Below are 16,756 nucleotides of genomic sequence, written 5' to 3' on the forward strand. Positions count from 1 at the left end.
TCTGTCCTCAATATCTCTGGCTTAAAAAACCACGCCCGCTTGGAAAATAACGTTCGCATATGGCGAGCATTCGCCCGTTCTTACGATAGCGCGACTTTGGGCCGTGCGTGCTTTAAACGCTTCATGTGACACGTAGCTCACCTCAATAGATTTGCCCGTTTCTTCACTCTCTTTGCTCAGTTCGTTGAGCAACGCTTCATGCAAAACTGGGCTTGCATCAGAGAACTCTTCCGCAATGATGACCCCTTCGATTTGGGACTCAGATAGAATTACGCGAACAGTATCAAGAAAACTTGGTACCCCATGCGTTAGCGCCAAATCGATTCGCTGAACATGCTCTGGGATTGGTAGACCAGCATCACATATCGTGATCTCGTCGGTGTGGCCTAGCGTCGCCACCAAGTAAGAAATATCTGAGTTAATTAGGGTACTTTTTTTCATCTCATCGACCTTTCGGTTACACGTTCATACAACCATGAGCGCCTGTCTTAAAGTGTTTTCGTTATTAACAGAAAACTCATCGAAACGTTTCGATGAAATAATAATTCGTCATCGCAATTTGACCAGTGTGAGATCGATAAGGTGTGAGAATGATCTGTAATTCAATTGTCATTGAATAGGAAAAGTGCACTTGAGTCACACTTTACCATCGAAACGTTTCGATGATGGTATTTCCCTGTCATTACGGTTAGGTTTTATACAGGGAGGAAGGAAAAGAGACGTCCAACTACTGAGAAAACCTCTAGTTAATAAGCTCGAAACCTTTCACGTCATCACAATTCTTAGATAGCTGCCTGATTTTGGAGAACGCTCACCTTACAATCTGGTTACAATTTGCCAAAACACATCATCCGTTCAGTACCTTACCTGGTACGCGACGTTTGTAGGGACACAAACGGAAACTAAGAACCATAATGAAGTTAAGCAATAGAGTCATTTTGCTTGTCGCGCCAGTGATCTTATTAAGCGCGTTAGTATCTAGCTATATTATTTATAGCATTCAAAAAGTGACGCTCATCAAGCGGGAAGACAGCTATATTCAGTTGCAGATGGAAAAGCTCGCCGGGCAGTTTCGACAAGCGAATATTTTTCTTAATAGCTATGCCTATACGCTCAGTAAAAGTGATGTATTACAAGACTATTTGGTAAATCATAACAACCCCTATCGTGAACGAGTCTTGTTTAACCGATTAGACGAGACCGCTGAAGTATTGAGCCATGGTTACAAAGGCGATGCGAGCATGGCGATCCTCGACGGAAAACAAAACCTTCTCTACTACACAGAAAACAAATATTACGAATCATCGGGCGTGGTCGACCCAAAGGTGTTAGAGTACATATCACGAAGTTTCAATGAGAGAGAGGCTTTCAGTCACACTGGCTTTATTTATAACTCCAGTGGACAAAGCATTCTTCTTCAATATGAAGTCGTCGACAAAAGAACGGGGACTCACCCTTTGAGCTTTGACTCGAAAAATGTGTTTTTTGTGGTAGTTTCCGTATCACTTGAAGCCTTTAACGAGATTAAGCATGAAATCGAGTTTGACACGCACAGCGTGATTACTTTCGCCGACAAACCCATTTATCTTGATATTCCTCTCGCTCAAACCATTGAGCTGCTGCCGCACTTTTATGCCGTGCTTTCTCCTGCCGAATATTTAATGTGGAATAAAGTCGATAAAGTGTGGCTAGAACTTGCTTTCTCCTTTGGCGTAGCGGCGTTTTTCACCATCACATTAATCATTTTGGTGTTGTACCGCTATGTGTTGCGCCCTGTTTCTCGCCTTGATAAGCAGCTGAACGAACTTGAATCTAATCAACGTGACAATATTGAAAAGCTAGAAACAAACGATGAAATAGGACGCCTCTCTGCACGCTTTTTTGATATGTATGAGGAACTTAATGTCATCTATAAAAAGACAAAACGCCTAGCTGAAACGGATCACCTGACGCAACTCGCCAATCGCCATCGTTTTCATGAGCTTGCCACTCGTGAACTTATCTCCCCTTCGCAGTTTCTGTGGGTTGTTTACGTCGATCTTGATAACTTTAAATACGTGAATGATAAATACGGGCATGAATTGGGAGATAACTTATTAAAAGTGTTCTCATCACACATCAAGAATGCCTGTCAAAAGTTCTCGCACGATTACAACAGCCCCTGCTTTGCCGCCAGGTTATCTGGTGACGAATTTGCAATTTTGCTGAGCTCAAATCAAGAGGTAAAACGCTTGCCTGATTTGCTTGCATCAGAGTTACTAAAACCAATTAGTAATCTCAGTTCATCTTGGAGTAATTCATTTCCCGTTACGGCAAGCGTAGGTATTGCACAATATCCTCAAGACGGTACTGACATCGCGAAGTTACTCTCCAGTGCCGATGCGGCTATGTATCAAGCAAAACGGGCAGGGAAAAATCAATACGCCTATTATTCAGCCGCTCTCAATATTGAGTCTCAAAGACGAAGTCAGCTTGAACGTGCGCTCCGAAAAAGCAATGTAGAGGAAGAATTCCACCTTGTTTTTCAACCCTATATGAACAATCGAAGCAACGAAATTGAGGGGTTAGAAGTCTTGTTGCGCTGGGAAGCCGAAGGTATCGGCCCTATCCCCCCAAAGGAGTTTATTCCAATTGCAGAGCAAGCCGGATTATTTGATAAAATTGACCGCTGGGTTTTCGCCAATGCAACGGCGGAATACCATCAATTAAGGAATATTTTCGGTAAGGATATTGTTCTTTCGGTCAATCTTTCATCAGCAGAGCTAAACTCGATAGAAATGGCAAACTACATCCATGAACAAGCGACACTGCACAGTGTTAAACCAGAATGTATTGAGATAGAAATAACCGAAACCTTTGCCGCAGAACAACAAGGCACAGCCCTACTTGATGAGCTATCAAAACGTGGCTACCGTCTTGCAATTGATGACTTTGGTTCTGGTTACACATCGTTAACTCAGCTCGTTCAGTATCCGGTTCAAAAAATCAAATTTGATCGAGAGTTCCTCGTTACATTGATGAACACCAACAACGGACATGTGATCAAACCTATTATTGAGCTATGCCATGCCCAAAATAAAACGGTTACAGCAGAAGGTATTGAACACAATATGATGCATGAATGGTTATCGGCATACCGCTGCGACTATATGCAAGGCTATTTATTTGGCAAACCAATGACTAAAGAACAATTGAGCTTGTGGTGGCAATCGGCAAATGACGACAGTCGATTTGATGCGTCCATGGTCAGCTCAATTAGGGTTTCAAGAACATAAGTTAAGGGGAGACGTACAGCAGTCACAACTGTGGCGGCTGTATTTAGCTGTATATGAGCTTCATTGATAGATGCTCAGCTTTTGTTCCCCCATACCTATGTCTATGACTTTAGTTGAGTAAATCACTATTTATTCGTTTTTAAACCAGCACTTCCTTGAAATCCAAACCGGTCAAATTCAGCGCTTTGACGCTATCGTACAAGCCACCTTTTTTGTCCGTGCAAAACGTTCTGAGCCCAGCACCTTTTACTCTGAACAAGTCAGATTCATTAACGGCTTCTCTATTCAAAACGAGTTTCTTAAACGGTCTAGCACGACTTAGCTTACCATGACGAAGATTATACTCGGTAGCAGAGGTATCAATGGCATCAATTTGAGTGACAATGTTTAATGCTCGCCAAGGCTTTCCTTGTAGATTTAATGGTAAAAATTCGACATTCTCGCTCAACACATCGAGCTTATCCGCAATAGAAGCGGATACAGCAAGAGTAAAAGATCCCCATGCTGCAATATCAGGCCTGGGTAATGGCTTTTCACCCTTAACGTCTAACCATTCAATATCAATACTTTTCCAACTGGCTTTAACAGACTCTCCATAGAGTTGGATAGGTTTGCTTGCCGTTACTTGAAGAGACATTTCCAATGGCGACTCTTGCAACATTGCAAAATCATTAACATTGGGAGTGACAATAAACACTTTATTAAATGCTGTCATAACCGTCCTTAAATAAATTTGAGCGCTTTTCTTAATGAGACGAGCACTCTCACACCAAACCAAACATAATAGATAGAGTTTACTCTCATGTTCAAAAATTTAATGAATTAATATCTGGCGCTCTTATCTTTTAATTTCGAAGTTTTATTATTTATATATTTTAATCCACACGATAGAATTATTTTTTCAATTTTTACTATGTACCCTTCCTTATGTAATCGAATAAATTAGAAAATAAACAATAGCACGCATCACTTCACTTTTGTCGAGCTCATCACTCTCACTTAAACGATATATTCACAAGTTCAATTTTTGTACGACTTAGACTTAGCTTTATCAATCGTGAATTAAAAACAACCGATTCACCGCTGTTTTACTGCCTTTTCTTACCACCCTGTTGTTTATTCATACATTATAAATGCACTTATACACATAACGATTCGGCGTTACGATTTGTTACGAGTTAAATCACAAACTTTTGAGGTATTGGATAAAGCGTAGAAAAAGAAAACACATTGAAATAAAAAGAGTTTCTAAAGTACGAAAAATAAAACGCCGTTTTTATAAATTAGCAACTTCACAAATATCCTTAAACACAGTTTTATTAATTACATATATCAGATATCATTTACGCCGAAGTTTATAGAAACCATCGTTAAACTTCATATTTTATATAAGTTTCAATTAGTTAGTTTTTAACTCGAAAACTTATCGTCAACCCAATATCAAGCACCTAAGCGTGCAATAAGAAACATTGGGAATAGAATTATATTGATGTGCATGTTGTTTTAACGAGTGCATGAAGCAATCGGTAAATTTGTAACACCATAGAGTTTTATTTAGCCAAGATGAAAAAGTTAATTATATTATTTACATGTGCGCTGTTGTCTGTCTCACCTTTTGCTTTTGCAAAACAATCAGATAACGAACCCAGGGATCATTTACGACCAAAGCAAGTTGAACATGTGTTTAAACAAGCCAAGCTAGATGGCATAGTAGACTTTAAGTTGTTCAGTGACGCTTACATCGCTTATCAGAAGACACCCGATAGAAAGAAGTCGGTACTAACGATCATCGACTATAGTAAACCATCAACTGAAAAGCGTTTTTATGTGGTTGATTTAGATAAAAAGAAGCTAATTTACAATACGTATGTTTCTCACGGCGTGAACAGCGGAAAGAAAACAGCGACACAGTTTTCAAATGTCGTGAACTCGCGAAAAACATCATTGGGCACTTTTTTGACTGATACCACTTACTACGGCTCAAATGGCTATTCACTTCGATTAGATGGGCTAAGCTCTGGATTAAACGACAAAGCTCGCGAGCGTTACATTGTCGTGCACGGTGCCGATTACGCAAACCCTTCCTTCATCAAGAAGAATGGATACCTCGGACGCAGTTGGGGTTGCCCTGCTTTGCCAGAGAAGTTGTCTCGCGAGATCATTGACACCATAAAAGGCGGCAGCGTTATTTACGCAAGCGCATAATATCGATGCGACACATATGGGGAAGAAAAAGAAGATTCTATTTCTTCCCTAGTAATAATCCTGTTAGCTTAATCGTCCTGTGCAACGACTCTCTTTCCATTTTCGCTTACTCGAAAGCGAAAATTATTGTGTTATTCGCTGATATACCTAAGTGCGATCAGAAAACTCTGTTCATCCCCCTTCCATCTCGTTAGTATACGCTGAGTTCATCAGACACTGGCTTTCATCGTTATCATAGTTCCACTAAGATTCCTTAATCATGGTGGGTAACTGTGGCTTTATATGTTTAGGGTTACTTCTTGCGTTATCTACACCGTATATTATTGATGCTTTCTTTGTCCCTGCTCTCAGGGCTCATCACAGCTTCATATGCGCATGAGTGGCACCACACCAAACATTACACTTCCGAGCGCTTACTTAAACTCTCACAACAAGACGATTTTGAGCTAGCACACACTGATTTTCATGCCTCAGCTTCTCTGAGTTCTTGGGGTTCAGAAAGTTACTACCTACATATAAAGCGCGAGTTGTTCGGGCTTGTCTCCTGTCGCCGAACATCAGCTACTGATGGCGTTTTATCATCAGATTTTACTCCTAATTATTTTTTACTTATTGCTTTCTCTTCTCCACCACTACTGGAGTTGGCAAAACAAGCATCTCGCTTACCTCTAGACAGTTATGGCGGACTCATGAGTCAACGCTCTCTTTATCGCCTCTCAGGAAGAAAGGAAGCGAACTTAATGTACGTCTTTACTCATGGTCGCAACGCCTTCTCTGTTGTTTAACTTTTTATGACATACAGAGAACACGAAAATGTAACGATAAGAGCCAATATGCTCATTGTTACTAGAACCAATTTGAGGTCCATATAATGACAAGAATCGCTACAACAATCGCACTAGCATTACTATTTTCAGCGGGCTCAACCTTTGCAAACACAGAAACTAAGCCAGAAGAAATGAGTAACGACACTCTGTTAGAGTGTGCCAACGTTTCTAACGCACGTATTGCAGTTCCGGAACACAGAGCGATGTTCAGACACTACTTAATGTCTGAGAGAGACTACAGCTTTGACCAGCTATCGTCTGCCGAACTTGAATTTAAAGCAGCAGATAAGAATGAGTCTGAAGTAGAGAACATCTACAAGTCTCAGTGCAAAGAAGTTGGCGAATACTTATATAGCATTGGCTATTAAATTCGAAACCCTAACGACACTCAAAAAGAAAGGCGCAATGTATGCGCCTTTCTTTTTACTGATAAAAACCTGTCGATTAGATGTCTAATCTGCATACAAGCTTAAAAGTGCAAATCAAGTAAACTTACTGAGAAAACTCAGACACATCCTTGGGTTTACAGAACGCTCGACGTGCTTTAACAAACAAGAAACTAAGCACTCCAATCACAAGAGTAATTATTGGTGCCGCCATTAATAGCATTGTGATTGCTTTGCTCATATTTTCCGGTAGCAAAGGAAGTAATGAACCAAAACCGCATAATATCAGCGTCCATAAAATCGCACTCAGCCACGCAAAGTAATGGAATTTACTAATACGTTTCACTCGCAACCCCATCATTAATGGCAATAGGGAACGAACAACCGGAATAAACCGCGCGCACAAAAGCGCAACCAATCCATGTTTACTGAGTAATACGTCGACTTGTTCCAAACGCTTTTGAGGAACCGCACTCACCCAGCCTTGGACCTTAGGTAAGCGATTTAGCCACTTGCCTTGTAAATAAGCCGCCCAACTTCCCAACCCCGCACTAACAGCTATCACCAACATGATCATAATTGGGTCAAGGACGCTAACCGCCGCCAGCGTACCGGATAGTACGACGACACTGTCGCATGGGAAAGGTGCAGCAGGAATAAAACCACTTTCCAAAAAGATAATCACAGCAACAACAAAATAAACCAAACCTGCACTGCCTGGCGCCATTAACGCCGTGAAATCTTGATGCCAAAAAGCACTCAAGACCTGAATGATCGAATCAAACATAAACCGCTCCTAAGCATAATTAACCAAAAGTTGCAAAAACATGGAATGTGTTAGCGAGCATGTATAAAGCGGTATATGAAATTCGATTCTTTTCTCACGCCGATTCTGTATTTAGAGTGAGTAAAAATACATTCAATACAACAATCTAAAGCCTCATTGCCGATGCGTTTTAGCCACTTCATCGAGTAAATTGCCGAACGATGCGCCCACCATGCTACATCAAGCATTTCAAACCATTCGGGTTCTACATCGTCGTTCGAGCTCATTTCCTTAGCATGGCTAACCCTCACTACATTCCGGCTGTTTAAACTCGGATAGTCTTGTTGTATTGGAGAGATAGGATGTTCTGAAAAGTGCTTCGACTTAGCGTCAACAGCGATATTCTGGTTATGAACGGAAAGAAAATTTGGGTGTGAGTGCGCCAGGCTCATGCTCGGAGCCAGCAAGCAGAAAAGTAGTCCGAGTAAAGCAATCAGAGTCGTACGCACAAAGGTAACCAAAACCAAAATAATAAGTTCTTTTAACCCTGTGCGTAGCTATTGGCAATTAGTATTCTTAATCGTTAAGAATACTAATTATTTTTCACCGTAAGGGTAGCTTTCAAACATCTTCGCGATTTCTTCTTGGATGAGAGATTCTCTTTTCTCAGAGCTCATTGACTCAGACAGTTTACGACTTGAAACGCCTTTCCAAACGACTTGATTAGCCTTTGCATCAACCAGTTCAACTACCAACTTCCCATACTTACGTTCTTTATATCTTTCCGGGCTTGAAGTGATCACACCAAAGCTATTCCAGCCATAACCAAAGCTCACCGACGATCCTGAAGAAACAAGCTCGGATTCTTCTACGATATCATGATGTACGTAAAGGTCACCGCCGCTATTTACCTTGTTTAAACCCTTACCCTCAAGCTGTTCAGCAAGCCCTTGCTCAATACGTCGACCATCAATACTGGTAGGAGCTTCCGCCTGAGCACCGAAGTCAAACGTTCTGTAAGCTGAAAAGTCGGCTTGTTTATCTACATCGGTTGTAACGGTAGTACAAGCAGATACCAGCATCACCACCAGCCCTAATATCAAACCTCTCATCATGTTAAATCTCCTTTGGTTAAGCTGACTGTTTCAGCAGAATTACCCTGTGTTATACATACGCATAAACAGTAAAAAGTAATCATTTCAATATCTAGTCTTGACCATGAAACGTGACTGTTCAATAAACGAGATTAACCTTTGCACAGAAAATCTTGAATATCATCAACATCTAAACACCTAAGAATTCGGTTTTTACGACCTAATTGGAAGCCTCTAGGCTTAGTAACGAAATCGCGAGTGCCACAAAAAACCAGAGACAATGAACACTTTAACATCAGCCCGCTACTTTTTTAGGCAACTGACAAACATTTGATGAGAAAAGACTTTTCTTTTTCGTCCAGTGTGGCATATTAACCGAGTCCTATCGATGCGCGGGCATCGTATAATGGCTATTACCTCAGCCTTCCAAGCTGATGATGCGGGTTCGATTCCCGCTGCCCGCTCCAATCTCTTTATCTCAATTTACTCATAAAAATCCGATGGCGGAGCGAACAAACGGCGGCAGCGTTGTTTCCATGATAAGTTTGGTCGAGTTACGTCATAAAACATGTCTTTCCATTCTGCAAACGTCACGCGGATGGGATTAAAGCTGTTTACAGGTTTAGAAACCCCATACCGAACCGTTTCCACCTCTGGTTCAAACGTTCCGAACATTCGATCCCAAATAATTAATACACCCGCATAATTTTTGTCGATGTACTGACGGTTCACACCATGATGAACGCGATGATGAGACGGCGTGTTAAATACCCACTCTAGTGGCCCGAGCGAACGAATTGATTGGGTGTGAACAAAAAACTGTAAGCCCAGATTAAACAACACAACGAAGACAACCCATTTTGGCTCAAAACCAATAATCACCAAGGGCAACCAAAAAATCCACATCCCCGCTAGCGGATACATTAAACTTTGACGAAATGCGGTACTGAAGTTCATTCTTTCCGAACTGTGATGAACAACGTGCGCGGCCCACATCCAACGAATACGATGGCTAGCCCGATGAAACCAGTAATAGAAAAAATCTTGCAGGACAACAAGTAAAAGAAAAGCTGAGACGCTCATTTCGATATCAAACAAACGCCAATCAAACCACCACAAATACAACTGAGCAATCAGCAAACCCGTGAGTATGTCTGTCGCTTGGTGTAAGCCCGCAAGAACAAAATTACACGCTACTTCAGGGAAGTAATACGTCGCGCTTTCAGGCAAGCGTCCCCTTCTTTGTCCGAACCAATATTCGGCAAGCATGCAGAAAAAGAAAACTGGAGCCAGAATCATCAGAAGTAATTCTGGGCGGTCCATCAATTGCGTCCAATCCATTGTGTTTCTACCATTTTGCATAGTGATCTTCAGTAAGACCCATAACTTCTTCTAACTGATGTTTGATGCCATTTCCATCGATAAGATAGCCAGAGAAATAACCGATGTACTGACGAAAGTTACTTTTGAGAAGCCAAAAATTTTTCTTCTCTGAGCGTCGATTCAAAGGCGTGAACTGTAAGTTAACTCGTTTATCTTCCGACGTAATATGCCACTTTTGCCCTTCATCACTTCGTGAAAACTGAAACTGCACAGGTTGCAAAAAGTGACGCTGACCATTAATCCACAATACATTTTCGCAATAGCCAGTTTCATTAACGCCAGCTGCCAAGTTCAACCCCAGACGCCTGTCATCCTCAAAGCAATTGATACTCGCCCAGCGCCAACTTGTTTCTCGCCGCATGTACCCAGCGGAAAAATCGTAACCAGCAGCCACCTCTGAAAGATCTTGCTCTTTTCCTAATATGAACAAGTTACCGTCTACTGCTAACGCATTGTGCTTCTGAGTATATGTCCAACCCGCATAACCTGTTGGCGTACACAACATTAATGGCAAACTCATATTTTCTGGACGTAAATAGAGATCCGCATTGACTGACTCTGTCACAAAGTGGACGTGCCAAATACCATCCTTAATAGAAAACTGAACTCTTTTGTTAGCAAGATGGGCAAGACTGCACCAACTGGAAGGCTGAGTTTGATAACCTATATTAAAAGGTTTCAACCATTGTTGCTCAATCAACTTATTCTTTTTAATATCAAACAGGTAGCAAAAGCCGGATGCTAAATACCGTATATCAGCAATCGCTACTCCAATGACGTAATTAGGTGTGACCAAATTGACGAACTGAAACTGCTTATAATCGCGGTAACGGCGCCACTTAGACACCGGCTTATCCATCTCATCGAGGTAGGTAAATTTATCTAGCTGTAACGATGTTGGAATTCCATCAAGGTGGCCAAACGCTGGTAGGCCATTCTGCTGAATAAACGAGTTCAGAACCTTAAGCTCATCCATATAGTTGTCTTTTCACAAGTTATCACACACAAAAACTTTAACATGACGTTAACATAAACAATTTGCGTAACTGCACAACAACATCGACTAAAGTGATTTCTGCTTGTTATATGTGAAACTGATCACTCAACCACCCGCTTACTTAGCTCGCCCTACCTATCTCAACCAACACAGCCTGGGTTAGAAGCTGCACATTCTCATCCGCAGGAAAGACCACTACAACCATTGAATCTTGGTCAAAATCACTATTTAATGGAAATACATTCATATAAACTGATTGCTTATTCACATCAAGGAAGAAATCTATGTCATACATACACGATACTATTGTTGCGTTGCAACACAGTAGCCCTGCGCAAAAAGAATTTTACCAAGCGGTAGAAGAAGTATTAACTTCTCTCGCGCCGGTAATAGAAGGCAATAATAAATATAAGGAACAAGCGATTATCCAGAGGATCGTCGAGCCAGAACGTCAAATCATGTTTCGAGTTCCTTGGGTTGATGATGCTGGAAATGTACAAGTAAACAAAGGTTATCGAGTTGAATTCAACTCTGCTTTGGGGCCGTACAAAGGAGGATTGAGATTCCATCACTCAGTCAATGCGAGCATCATAAAATTTCTCGGCTTTGAGCAAATCTTTAAAAACGCACTGACTGGCCTTCCTATCGGTGGCGGCAAAGGCGGTTCAAACTTCGATCCTAAAGGAAAATCCGACGGCGAGATCATGCGATTTTGCCAATCATTTATGAACGAGTTGTACCGTCATATCGGTCCTGCCACCGATGTACCCGCAGGCGATATCGGCGTCGGGGCGCGCGAAATTGGCTATATGTTTGGTCAATACAAACGATTGACGGGACGCTACGAAGGTGTGCTCACAGGCAAGAGTCTTCTTTGGGGTGGCTCACTCGCCAGAAAAGAAGCGACAGGATATGGCGCCGTCTATTTTGCAGAATGCATGCTCAACGACCGCAACGATTCATTGAAAGGGAAAACTTGTCTCGTTTCTGGTGCTGGCAACGTGGCTATCTACGCCATTGAAAAACTGTACCATATGGGAGCAACGCCAGTTACATGCAGCGACTCTCGAGGTACGATCTATCATGAGCACGGTATTGATCTTAAGCTCCTAAAACAACTGAAAGAAGTGAAAAGAGCAAGCTTAGAAGAATATTTAGAAACTTACCCTGAAGCAGAATACACACCAGAGGGCGACTATCCTAATGAAGGACATGCTGTTTGGCGATATCAGGCTGATGCTGCCTTCCCTTGTGCGACTCAAAATGAATTAACGTCAGACGACGCACTGGCTCTTATCGAAAACGGATGTATTTTGATTAGTGAAGGGGCGAACATGCCAACCACCCGTGATGCTGCCAATATTATCGTGGACTCGGACATAGCTTATGGGCCTGCAAAAGCAGCCAATGCAGGCGGCGTTGCAACCAGTCAACTTGAAATGGCGCAAAATGCCAGCATGCAAAACTGGACGTTTGAACAAGTGGATAGTCAGTTGCAAACCATCATGAAAAATATTTTCATCAATGCAAACGAAACCAGTAAAGAGTTTGGCCAACCTGGAAATTTAGTTTTAGGCGCCAACATTGCAGGCTTTAGAAAAGTCGCTGATGCAATGATTGAGCAAGGTGTCGTCTAGATGAACGAGCCAGCAGGATGACTGCTGGCTTAATATAACTCCGCAATAGGCCGCGCTTTTTGATAAAGAGCTCCACTTAATTCGCAATAAGCGTTGTCACTTCTGTTTTAACGGAGTTGGCGATAAAGCAATTCTCATGGGCCATGTGGTGCAGTTTTTCTAATTGAGATGGTGTCGGTTGTTTTTCACCTGAAAATGTTATCTTAGGGTTTAACGTTACCTTTGATACCCACTCTTTTCCGTTTTCGCCTTTTTCAAGCTCCCCTACCGCTTCATCGAAGTAACTGTCCACAACATAACGTCGCTTTGCTGCAATAGACAGGAAAACGAGCATATGACAACTAGAAAGTGCCGCGACAAACGCTTCTTCTGGATCAACGTTTTCTTCTACGGATAGTGGTAATGGTACTACGTGGGGAGATGGAGATGCTGGGACTTGCAACCCTCCATCAAATTGCCAAATGTGTGCCCGACTATACTTATTATCACTAAACTCTTCGCCAGCTTTACGATGCCATTTGATTAAAGCGGAATGCTTACTCATTCTAACTCCCTGATTTTCCGACGACGAATCAACACTATCCGTCCTTGCCACAGTAAACCACAACAAAATGAGTTAAGGAAAGCATCGCACTCACAGGGACTATAAAATCTGTTGAGGATCGGCATTGTTCTTCTGGATATCATCCAAAAGTCTATGAGACTGATGGATGTTGACCTGTAACCGATTGATCAGCATCTGCAACTGCTCAATCTCGGGACTTTGGTTGGCTTTAAGTTGAGTTTCCAGGGCCTCCGTTTGGCTCGCCAAAATAGGTAAACTTAGGTTCAGTGCCATCCCTTTAGTTTTGTGCAACGTCAGCTCTAATGAAGCAAAGTCTTCAGCCATAAAGTATTCAATAAGCTCATCAACAGATGTCTCAAAATCGACAATAATGCTTTTTAGCAGCTCGTCGAGCGCTTCTGGCTCATCTCGTAAAGAAGCAAACATGCCTGAGCGGGAGAGTTCTTCCTCTGTTAACCTTAAGTTCTCGATTGGCTTACGTTGCAACTGAAGCACATTGCTGTCACTCGTTAGTGGCGGATTCTGTTTCGGTTCGAGTCTGGCGGCAAACTGTTTGAGAGCGTCTGAAAAGCTCTCATGCTGTAGCGGTTTCGTAAGCACATGGTCTGCTCCTGCTTCAATAAAGCTATCGTGAGCTTCACGAAATACGTCTGCCGTGTACGCAAAGAGTAATGTCTTGATACCTAACTCTTGTCGGATAACGCGTGTCGCCTCAACGCCATTCATCTCGGGCATATGGTTGTCCATCAAGATCAGGTCGTACTCGTTCTCTTTCGCCTTTTTAACCGCGATTAATCCATTTTCTGCAACATCCACTTCATGCCCAAGCTTTTCGCAAAACCCTTTTGCCACAATGGCATTCACACGGTTATCATCAGCAAGTAGTATCTTTAAATGGTGTGATTTTGCGCGAGGTTTCGGTGCTTCTTGCTGCTTTTTCGGAGCAGATTCTACCCAAGGAATCGGCAACTCAACGATAAATTGACTTCCAACGCCTTCTATACTCTTCAGAGTAATATGGCCACCCATCAAATCGGTTAGTTTTTTGACGATGGCTAACCCAAGCCCTGTTCCGCCGAACCTTCGAGTCGTTGATGAGTCTGCTTGCTCAAACGAGTTAAAAATATGCTCGTGCTTGTCTGGCGCAATACCAATACCGGTGTCGCTCACGCGCATGACCAACAACTGATTCGATTCATCTAACTCAGTTCTAACCAGCACATGCCCTTCGTTGGTAAACTTCACCGCGTTACCGGCGAGATTAAACAAGATCTGTCGTAAACGCGCACAATCTCCAGTAAATTCAGTATATTCAGAAACCTCGTTTTCCAAGATTAACTCGATATTTTTTTCATCAACAAGTGGTTTTATTGCGCTACACACCGGAGAAAGCACTTGATCGAGCTTAAACTTAGCTTGCTCAAATTCCAGTTTGTTTTCTTCAACTTTAGAAAAATCCAAAATATCGTTGAGGATAGTCATCAGATGCTGGCCAGAATCAAGAATAACCCCAATATGCTCTTTCGTCGTCGGCTCTTTGGTCTCTTCTGCAATCATTTGAGAAAGCCCTAGTACACCATTCATCGGCGTCCTTAGTTCGTGACTCATTGCAGCGAGAAAATTTGATTTCGCTTTTGCCGCTCGCTCGGCTTTGTTTCTCGCCTCTTCAATTTCAAGATTCAACTGTTTTAAGTTATGCATTCGGTGATGTGACTGATAAACAAACGCGCTAACTAGAAACATCACCGCGATAAATACAAACAACCACGTAAAACGCGCCTCACTTTGAGCAATATTGAGTAACCGATGCTCTGAGCTTTCGACAAACTCAATATAAGTGTGATCAAGCAGTTCATTCGTCAGCAATTCAATTCTTTTATCACTCGTTTGAAGCCGTTTAAGGAAGTTCGCTTCCTTTTCACTCTCAACTTCAGTTTGTGTTAGAAGCAACTGGTTGAGAAATTCAAAATAACGACTGCCACCCAAAGATTGACCGCTCTCGGTAGAAACATCTTGCTGATATAAATTGAACAACATGAGTAATGCATACCGATTTTCTACCTGAACACCAATTAACATATCAAGCTTCAACGTTGTTTGAAGCACTCGCTCCTTAAACTGTTCAAGCGTATCCCTAACTTTTATACGATTGGGTGTCACGGGAAACCAAACTGATGCCTTTGATGATTCCAACAGTGCCTGTACTGCGATTTCTATCTCTACTAAAGATGTTGTTAACTCATAGTTTTTCCTATCTTCAACGGCATATCGGTTCACGATAACATCACGCTCTTCAATCAACTCATGTCCGATATTCATTAGCCCAGCATGAAATTCTTGAGCGTTTTTTGAATTCATATACGACATATACGCCAGTGTGCAGCACGTCAGTATCCCAATAAAAAAGCAAAAGTTGATCAGTTTGAATTTATTCATTTTCCAACACCTCTAAAATTATGGGTCTAGGTGCTGTCAACGACTGCAAGAATGCTTCAATGTCCGCGACATTCTCATCGTTCATCGTTATACCGAGCTGGGTTTTAGCCATGATTTGTATCGCGTCGGATAACTTATCGACTTGCCCATTATGAAAATAAGGACTCGTTAGCGCGACATTGCGTAAACTGGCTACTCTAAAATAGAATCGCTCTTCATCTTCTATCGTAACGAGTTGCCTGCCCGAGTCCTCTACTACTGGCTTATCCTTGAAATAGGCGAACCTTTGGATCATCGCTCCGCCGATATTTTTGCCCTGATGACACTGCACACAACCTGAAGTCTGAAATGTTTTCCAACCTCTGATTTGCTGTTCACTCAGTACATGCGTGTAACCCAATAAGTAAGCATCGAATGGTGCGCCAGGCGTCTGCAGCCCTTCAACAAACTCCACAATAGCGGACTTGATATTATGAACGTTAATCGGCAATTCACCGTCACGATTAAATAGAGCTTGATAATGTTCACTCTCTTTTACATATTGCTCTATTGTTTGCCAGTTTGAATCCATTTCCATTGGATTATGGATTGGACCATCAATCTGAGCCATCAAGGTGTTTTCCGTACCATCCCATAAAAAACGATAATTTAACGCTGCATTAAACACTGTTATAGAATTTCTAATTCCATCACCTTTCACCCCCGTAGAGACAGGTGTATTTTCAGCGCCATTGGTTTGCAGATTGTGGCATGTCGCGCAGCTGACATTACCATTTGACGATAATTGAGGATCGCGGAAGAGATGCCAGCCAATTCTCGCTAGCTTAATATCCACATTAGGATCACCCTGTATGGGCTGAACTAGGGAGATATCACCTAACATCTTCGCGTTTCTTGCGGTTGTTGTTTGGCTCAAAATGAGTGTTACAACAGCTAGTGCGATTGCGCTGAATTGCCTCATCAACTACATACCTTAAACTTATCATTGATATGAATTTAGTTGCATTTTGGCGTTTTTTCCACCGACAGGAAGTTGAAAAAACGAGTTAAGTATTGCTTTGTTTAAGGCTTTGGTTGAAGAGGGAGTAATAAGGCGAATAGGAAGAAACCTATCGCCTTATGAGTAGCTAACGTATTGAAATCTGAGTTTAGTGTAGAAAAGCCAAAAACCGTTGAAACCAAGTC

Annotated in this window: 15 protein-coding genes and 1 tRNA gene; 6 read left to right on the forward strand and 10 right to left on the reverse strand. The window is 42.0% G+C overall.

Annotated elements, in window-relative coordinates; genetic code table 11:
* Positions 1 to 21: 21 nt before the first annotated feature.
* Complete coding sequence (rbsD, locus tag R7P74_RS06835) at positions 22 to 441, reverse strand: D-ribose pyranase (protein ID WP_005382620.1); 420 nt, start codon at positions 439 to 441, stop codon at positions 22 to 24.
* A gap of 473 nt (positions 442 to 914) precedes the next feature.
* On the opposite strand from rbsD, the gene R7P74_RS06840 reads away from it, so the two are divergent.
* On the forward strand, positions 915 to 3,275 hold the full coding sequence (locus R7P74_RS06840) for an EAL domain-containing protein (protein ID WP_154204298.1): 2,361 nt from the start codon (positions 915 to 917) through the stop codon (positions 3,273 to 3,275).
* Positions 3,276 to 3,414: 139 nt separating this feature from the next.
* Here the strand turns inward: R7P74_RS06840 and R7P74_RS06845 are convergent, their stop codons facing one another.
* Positions 3,415 to 3,990: an imm11 family protein gene (locus R7P74_RS06845; RefSeq protein ID WP_053349404.1), complete on the reverse strand. Its 576-nt coding sequence runs from the start codon at positions 3,988 to 3,990 to the stop codon at positions 3,415 to 3,417.
* 848 nt (positions 3,991 to 4,838) lie between these two features.
* Here R7P74_RS06845 and R7P74_RS06850 point away from each other — a divergent pair.
* The 3 genes from R7P74_RS06850 (at position 4,839) to R7P74_RS06860 (ending at position 6,675) form a co-directional block, all read left to right on the forward strand.
* Positions 4,839 to 5,480 (forward strand): murein L,D-transpeptidase catalytic domain family protein, encoded by a 642-nt coding sequence (locus R7P74_RS06850; RefSeq protein WP_017633652.1) that lies wholly within the window; start codon positions 4,839 to 4,841, stop codon positions 5,478 to 5,480.
* Between the two features lie 326 nt (positions 5,481 to 5,806).
* Positions 5,807 to 6,265 carry a hypothetical protein gene (locus R7P74_RS06855; RefSeq protein ID WP_318122782.1) on the forward strand — a complete coding sequence of 153 codons (459 nt, stop codon included), beginning with the start codon at positions 5,807 to 5,809 and terminating at the stop codon, positions 6,263 to 6,265.
* An 86-nt stretch (positions 6,266 to 6,351) separates the two neighbouring features.
* On the forward strand, positions 6,352 to 6,675 hold the full coding sequence (locus R7P74_RS06860; protein ID WP_042522561.1) for a hypothetical protein: 324 nt from the start codon (positions 6,352 to 6,354) through the stop codon (positions 6,673 to 6,675).
* A 124-nt stretch (positions 6,676 to 6,799) separates the two neighbouring features.
* Here the strand turns inward: R7P74_RS06860 and R7P74_RS06865 are convergent, their stop codons facing one another.
* The 3 genes from R7P74_RS06865 to R7P74_RS06875 all read right to left on the reverse strand — a co-directional run bounded on the left by R7P74_RS06865 (position 6,800) and on the right by R7P74_RS06875 (position 8,574).
* A complete protein-coding gene (locus R7P74_RS06865) occupies positions 6,800 to 7,480 on the reverse strand; it encodes a DedA family protein (RefSeq protein WP_033906460.1) in 681 nt (226 codons plus the stop codon).
* A gap of 50 nt (positions 7,481 to 7,530) precedes the next feature.
* Positions 7,531 to 7,968 carry a hypothetical protein gene (locus R7P74_RS06870; protein ID WP_225473018.1) on the reverse strand — a complete coding sequence of 146 codons (438 nt, stop codon included), beginning with the start codon at positions 7,966 to 7,968 and terminating at the stop codon, positions 7,531 to 7,533.
* Positions 7,969 to 8,055: 87 nt separating this feature from the next.
* A complete protein-coding gene (locus R7P74_RS06875; protein WP_053304498.1) occupies positions 8,056 to 8,574 on the reverse strand; it encodes a DUF4136 domain-containing protein in 519 nt (172 codons plus the stop codon).
* A gap of 371 nt (positions 8,575 to 8,945) precedes the next feature.
* On the opposite strand from R7P74_RS06875, the gene R7P74_RS06880 reads away from it, so the two are divergent.
* A tRNA-Gly gene (locus R7P74_RS06880) sits at positions 8,946 to 9,020 on the forward strand.
* A gap of 16 nt (positions 9,021 to 9,036) precedes the next feature.
* Here R7P74_RS06880 and R7P74_RS06885 read toward each other — a convergent pair.
* Both R7P74_RS06885 and R7P74_RS06890 read right to left on the reverse strand, forming a co-directional pair.
* Complete coding sequence (locus R7P74_RS06885) at positions 9,037 to 9,894, reverse strand: sterol desaturase family protein (RefSeq protein WP_005373167.1); 858 nt, start codon at positions 9,892 to 9,894, stop codon at positions 9,037 to 9,039.
* 7 nt (positions 9,895 to 9,901) lie between these two features.
* Positions 9,902 to 10,912, reverse strand: a complete 1,011-nt coding sequence (locus tag R7P74_RS06890; RefSeq protein ID WP_206225659.1) for a DUF2804 domain-containing protein — start codon at positions 10,910 to 10,912, stop codon at positions 9,902 to 9,904.
* Between the two features lie 305 nt (positions 10,913 to 11,217).
* On the opposite strand from R7P74_RS06890, the gene gdhA reads away from it, so the two are divergent.
* Complete coding sequence (gdhA, locus tag R7P74_RS06895) at positions 11,218 to 12,570, forward strand: NADP-specific glutamate dehydrogenase (RefSeq protein WP_017633658.1); 1,353 nt, start codon at positions 11,218 to 11,220, stop codon at positions 12,568 to 12,570.
* Positions 12,571 to 12,646: 76 nt separating this feature from the next.
* On the opposite strand, the gene R7P74_RS06900 is transcribed toward gdhA, so the two are convergent.
* The 3 genes from R7P74_RS06900 to R7P74_RS06910 all read right to left on the reverse strand — a co-directional run bounded on the left by R7P74_RS06900 (position 12,647) and on the right by R7P74_RS06910 (position 16,532).
* Positions 12,647 to 13,114 carry an OsmC family protein gene (locus R7P74_RS06900; RefSeq protein ID WP_017820322.1) on the reverse strand — a complete coding sequence of 156 codons (468 nt, stop codon included), beginning with the start codon at positions 13,112 to 13,114 and terminating at the stop codon, positions 12,647 to 12,649.
* Positions 13,115 to 13,213: 99 nt separating this feature from the next.
* Positions 13,214 to 15,571 (reverse strand): ATP-binding protein, encoded by a 2,358-nt coding sequence (locus R7P74_RS06905; protein ID WP_225473017.1) that lies wholly within the window; start codon positions 15,569 to 15,571, stop codon positions 13,214 to 13,216.
* Complete coding sequence (locus R7P74_RS06910) at positions 15,564 to 16,532, reverse strand: cytochrome-c peroxidase (RefSeq protein ID WP_017820324.1); 969 nt, start codon at positions 16,530 to 16,532, stop codon at positions 15,564 to 15,566. Before R7P74_RS06910 ends, R7P74_RS06905 begins: the two co-directional genes overlap by 8 nt.
* Between the last annotated feature and the right edge of the window lie 224 nt (positions 16,533 to 16,756).

The organism is Vibrio sp. 2033 (genome assembly GCF_033339735.1).

Excerpts from the sequence above, each read along its gene's own strand:
- R7P74_RS06890 (WP_206225659.1), bottom strand. The coding sequence starts at position 10,912 with ATGGATGAGCTTAAGGTTCTGAACTCGTTTATTCAGCAGAATGGCCTA.
- R7P74_RS06850 (WP_017633652.1), top strand. The coding sequence starts at position 4,839 with ATGAAAAAGTTAATTATATTATTTACATGTGCGCTGTTGTCTGTCTCA.
- rbsD (WP_005382620.1), bottom strand. The coding sequence starts at position 441 with ATGAAAAAAAGTACCCTAATTAACTCAGATATTTCTTACTTGGTGGCG.
- R7P74_RS06865 (WP_033906460.1), bottom strand. The coding sequence starts at position 7,480 with ATGTTTGATTCGATCATTCAGGTCTTGAGTGCTTTTTGGCATCAAGAT.
- R7P74_RS06860 (WP_042522561.1), top strand. The coding sequence starts at position 6,352 with ATGACAAGAATCGCTACAACAATCGCACTAGCATTACTATTTTCAGCG.
- R7P74_RS06875 (WP_053304498.1), bottom strand. The coding sequence starts at position 8,574 with ATGATGAGAGGTTTGATATTAGGGCTGGTGGTGATGCTGGTATCTGCT.
- R7P74_RS06845 (WP_053349404.1), bottom strand. The coding sequence starts at position 3,990 with ATGACAGCATTTAATAAAGTGTTTATTGTCACTCCCAATGTTAATGAT.
- R7P74_RS06905 (WP_225473017.1), bottom strand. The coding sequence starts at position 15,571 with ATGAATAAATTCAAACTGATCAACTTTTGCTTTTTTATTGGGATACTG.
- R7P74_RS06840 (WP_154204298.1), top strand. The coding sequence starts at position 915 with ATGAAGTTAAGCAATAGAGTCATTTTGCTTGTCGCGCCAGTGATCTTA.
- R7P74_RS06900 (WP_017820322.1), bottom strand. The coding sequence starts at position 13,114 with ATGAGTAAGCATTCCGCTTTAATCAAATGGCATCGTAAAGCTGGCGAA.
- R7P74_RS06855 (WP_318122782.1), top strand. The coding sequence starts at position 5,807 with ATGCTTTCTTTGTCCCTGCTCTCAGGGCTCATCACAGCTTCATATGCG.
- R7P74_RS06910 (WP_017820324.1), bottom strand. The coding sequence starts at position 16,532 with ATGAGGCAATTCAGCGCAATCGCACTAGCTGTTGTAACACTCATTTTG.
- gdhA (WP_017633658.1), top strand. The coding sequence starts at position 11,218 with ATGTCATACATACACGATACTATTGTTGCGTTGCAACACAGTAGCCCT.
- R7P74_RS06885 (WP_005373167.1), bottom strand. The coding sequence starts at position 9,894 with ATGGATTGGACGCAATTGATGGACCGCCCAGAATTACTTCTGATGATT.